This window comes from Coprococcus intestinihominis, from assembly GCF_040096555.1.
Taxonomy (GTDB): domain Bacteria; phylum Bacillota; class Clostridia; order Lachnospirales; family Lachnospiraceae; genus Coprococcus_A; species Coprococcus_A intestinihominis.
This window is the reverse complement of record NZ_JBBMEK010000309.1, coordinates 1-3,572: the sequence shown is the minus strand read 5'-3', so window position 1 is coordinate 3,572 and position 3,572 is coordinate 1. Positions and strand designations below refer to the sequence as shown.

Annotated in this window: 2 protein-coding genes and 1 pseudogene; 1 reads left to right on the top strand and 2 read right to left on the bottom strand. The window is 44.7% G+C overall.

The window, feature by feature from the left end:
* Positions 1 to 925 (bottom strand): excinuclease ABC subunit UvrC (gene uvrC / locus WMO25_RS16250; protein WP_349086208.1); only part of this gene is annotated, 925 nt, incomplete at its 3' end.
* Positions 926 to 1,065: 140 nt separating this feature from the next.
* Positions 1,066 to 3,099, bottom strand: coding sequence for an ATP-dependent zinc metalloprotease FtsH (gene ftsH / locus WMO25_RS16245; protein WP_349086206.1), 2,034 nt, complete (start codon positions 3,097 to 3,099; stop codon positions 1,066 to 1,068).
* 304 nt (positions 3,100 to 3,403) lie between these two features.
* On the opposite strand from ftsH, the pseudogene WMO25_RS16240 reads away from it, so the two are divergent.
* Positions 3,404 to 3,572: pseudogene (locus WMO25_RS16240) on the top strand (CTP synthase); the annotation flags it as partial.

Genomic DNA, 3,572 nt, shown 5'->3' with positions numbered 1-3,572 from the left:
GGGATGAAGCATAGTACTGCTTGACAAATGCAGTCAGCACCTGGCTTTCCGTATCATTGGCCACACCGGACACATAGAAGTGTTCACGACCGATCAGGCGGCCATGACGAACAAAAAAGACCTGAACCACAGCCTCATCCTTATCTCTTGCAAAAGCAATGACATCCTTGTCATCCATCTCTGAACTGGTAATCTTCTGTTTCTGATCAATCTGTTTCACGCTGTTTAACAGATCCCTGTATGAAGCTGCCTTTTCAAAATCCATCTTTTCTGAAGCCGCGTACATTTTATCCGTCAGCATCTGGATGACCGGTTCAAAATTGCCCCCTAGAAAATGCAGCATCTGGCGAACATTTTCATGATACTCTTCCTGGGAAATATAGCCCTGGCATGGTGCCTGACACTGTCCCATATGATAATAAAGGCAAGGCCTGTCATTGCCTGTCTCCTTCGGCAGACTCCGATTGCAGCTGCGGATTTTGTAAATTTTCTGAGACAGGTCGATAATATCCCGGACAGACTGTGAACTTGTATACGGCCCAAAATATTTGGCTTTATCCTTCTTCATGGAACGGACCAACATAATTCTCGGAAAAGCCTCTCCCACCGTCACCTTGATATACGGATAGGTCTTATCATCCTTCAGCATTGTATTGTATTTTGGCCTGTGTTCCTTGATCAGATTACACTCCAGTACAAGGGCTTCCAGTTCCGAATCTGTAATTATATATTCAAATCGAGCCACATGGCTGACCATCTGACGAATCTTCGGTGTATGATTTCTGCTGCTCTGAAAATACTGCCGAACACGATTCTTCAGGATAATGGCCTTGCCCACATAGATAATATCATCATGGACATCATGCATAATGTAGACGCCCGGTTTTGCCGGCAGCTTCTTCAATTCTTCCTGAATATCAAACATTGTTTTCTTCCTCCACACAAAGTATTGACAGCACGAATTTATATATTTCATGTAAAAAGGCTGCTGCTTAACACAAACATGTTTTCTCTGTCTGTATTTTGCAGCAACCCTTTTATACTACTATTACTGATATTGATTGCTTAATCTTCTGCTTTTGTCTCTAAGGAGACGTTGATGTCGGATTCTGATGATGCCCCATTGTCTGTTTTTGCTTCAACTAAAGTCGGTTCATCCTGTCCATCCGGTTGAGAATCATTCTCTGCCGGATTTGAAACATTTGCTTCTGCCTGCTCGGTTTCCGAATCCGGGATGCCTTTAACTTCATGGAAAATCTTCATAAATTCCTTGCCGGTGATTGTCTCACGCTCAATCAGGAACGCTGCAATCTTGTCCAGGCAATCTCTGTTGTCAGCCAGAAGCGCCAGCGCCTGGTCATAAGCAGCCTTCAGGATCTTCATGACTTCCTGATCGATCTCCGCTGCTGTGGCTTCGCCGCAGTTAAGGGTCGCACGTCCTCCCAGATACTGATCTTCAACAGTTGTCAGACCAATCAGGCCGAATTTCTCGGACATACCATACTGGGTGATCATGGCGCGTGCCAGCTTCGTTGCCTGCTCGATATCATTGGATGCACCTGTTGTCACACTGTCAAATACAATGCTCTCTGCCGCACGACCTGCCAGCATTGTCACCAGTTCCTCACGAATCTGCTTCTCAGACATCAGATATTTTTCTTCCTCCGGTACCTGCATCACATATCCCAATGCACCCATTGTACGCGGGATGATCGTGATTTTCTGTACCGGCTCTGTGTTCTTCTGAAGGGCAGCCACCAGTGCATGTCCGACTTCATGATAAGAAACAATTCTGCGTTCTTCGGCACTGAGTACACGGTCCTTTTTGGCCTTGCCGGCAATAACCACTTCCACGGATTCAAAAAGATCCGACTGAGATACTGCATTACGTCCATTACGAACAGCCAACAGTGCTGCTTCATTGATAATATTGGCCAGGTCAGAGCCAACGGCTCCGCTTGTTGCCAATGCAATCTCTTTAAAATCAACGGTTTCATCCATACAGACATTCTTCGCATGCACCTTCAGAACATCAATACGCCCTTTGAGATCCGGACGCTCTACGATAATACGGCGGTCAAAACGTCCCGGTCTGAGAAGTGCCTTATCAAGGATCTCCGGGCGGTTCGTTGCCGCAAGAATGATAATTCCCTTGGATGAATCAAAACCATCCATCTCTGCCAGTAACTGGTTCAATGTCTGCTCACGTTCATCATTGCCGCCGAATCTGGAGTCACGGCTCTTGCCGATGGCATCCAGCTCATCGATGAAAATAATACAAGGTGCATTCTGCTGTGCCTGCTTAAACAGATCTCTGACTCTGGAAGCACCTACACCGACAAACATCTCAACAAAATCCGAACCTGATAAGCTGAAAAACGGTACACCGGCCTCGCCTGCCACCGCTTTGGCCAGCAATGTCTTACCTGTTCCCGGAGGTCCCACAAGCAGCGCGCCCTTTGGCAGCTTCGCACCGATCTTCGTATATTTCTCCGGATTATGAAGAAAATCCACAATCTCTCTCAGAGATTCCTTGGATTCTTCCTGACCTGCCACATCCTGGAATGTAACACCTGTCTTGTCCTGCACATAAAGCTTGGCATTGCTCTTGCCGACGCCCATCACACCACCGCCGCCTTTGAATGCAAAACGGTAGAAGATCATCATCACTGCAACCATCAGTACCGTCGGCAATACAAAGGACAAAATGCTGCTCATCACATACGTTGTCGTATCAATGACCTTACGTGAATAGGTAACACCTGCATTGTCCAGTTCCTCATAGAGACGTTCATCCTGAACATTGCCTGTATAATACTTGACATTCTTCTGGTTCTTCACCTCATAATAAATGCGGTCCGAATCCAGCTCCACCTTCGTCACCTTTCCATCCTTGACATCCTGCATAAATTCTGTATATGTCACTTCCTTCTGGGAAGCGGATGCAATCTTGCCGGACAGCATCTGGGCAATAATCATCACTGCAATTGCAAGAACAACCATGACAAGAAGACTCTTCTTGTTCATGTCATCCTTCTTATTATTGCCGCCTTCCGGATCCTGATCCGGACGATTGTTGTTCATTTTCTGATTATCCATATATCCTCCTGCCTATAGGCTTATTCATATCCTATGTATTTCCCGCCCTGTTTCACGGGATGCACTTCTATATTATAAGTAAATATTCAAATCAAATCAATAGTAAACAAAACTTTTAACAAATTCTTTACTTTTTCCGCAGCTTTTCCATGGTGAAATTTTACAGTTTTTTCCAGTTAAATTTTTTACAAAAATTTGTAGATTCTTAAGGAAAGGTGCGCTATAATATTTTAGTTATTTATTGTCTGTATTTTTCAGATTGTAAACTTTATATTTTATTTTTCATATATTAAGGAGGCTCATTATGGCAGTAAAATACGTATTTGTCACAGGTGGTGTCGTATCCGGTTTAGGTAAGGGTATCACAGCCGCTTCTCTCGGAAGACTTCTGAAATCCCGCGGTTACTTTGTCACCATGCAGAAATTCGATCCATACCTGAATATTGACCCTGGTACAATGAATCCATATCAGC

Excerpts from the sequence above, each read along its gene's own strand:
- ftsH (WP_349086206.1), bottom strand. The coding sequence starts at position 3,099 with ATGGATAATCAGAAAATGAACAACAATCGTCCGGATCAGGATCCGGAA.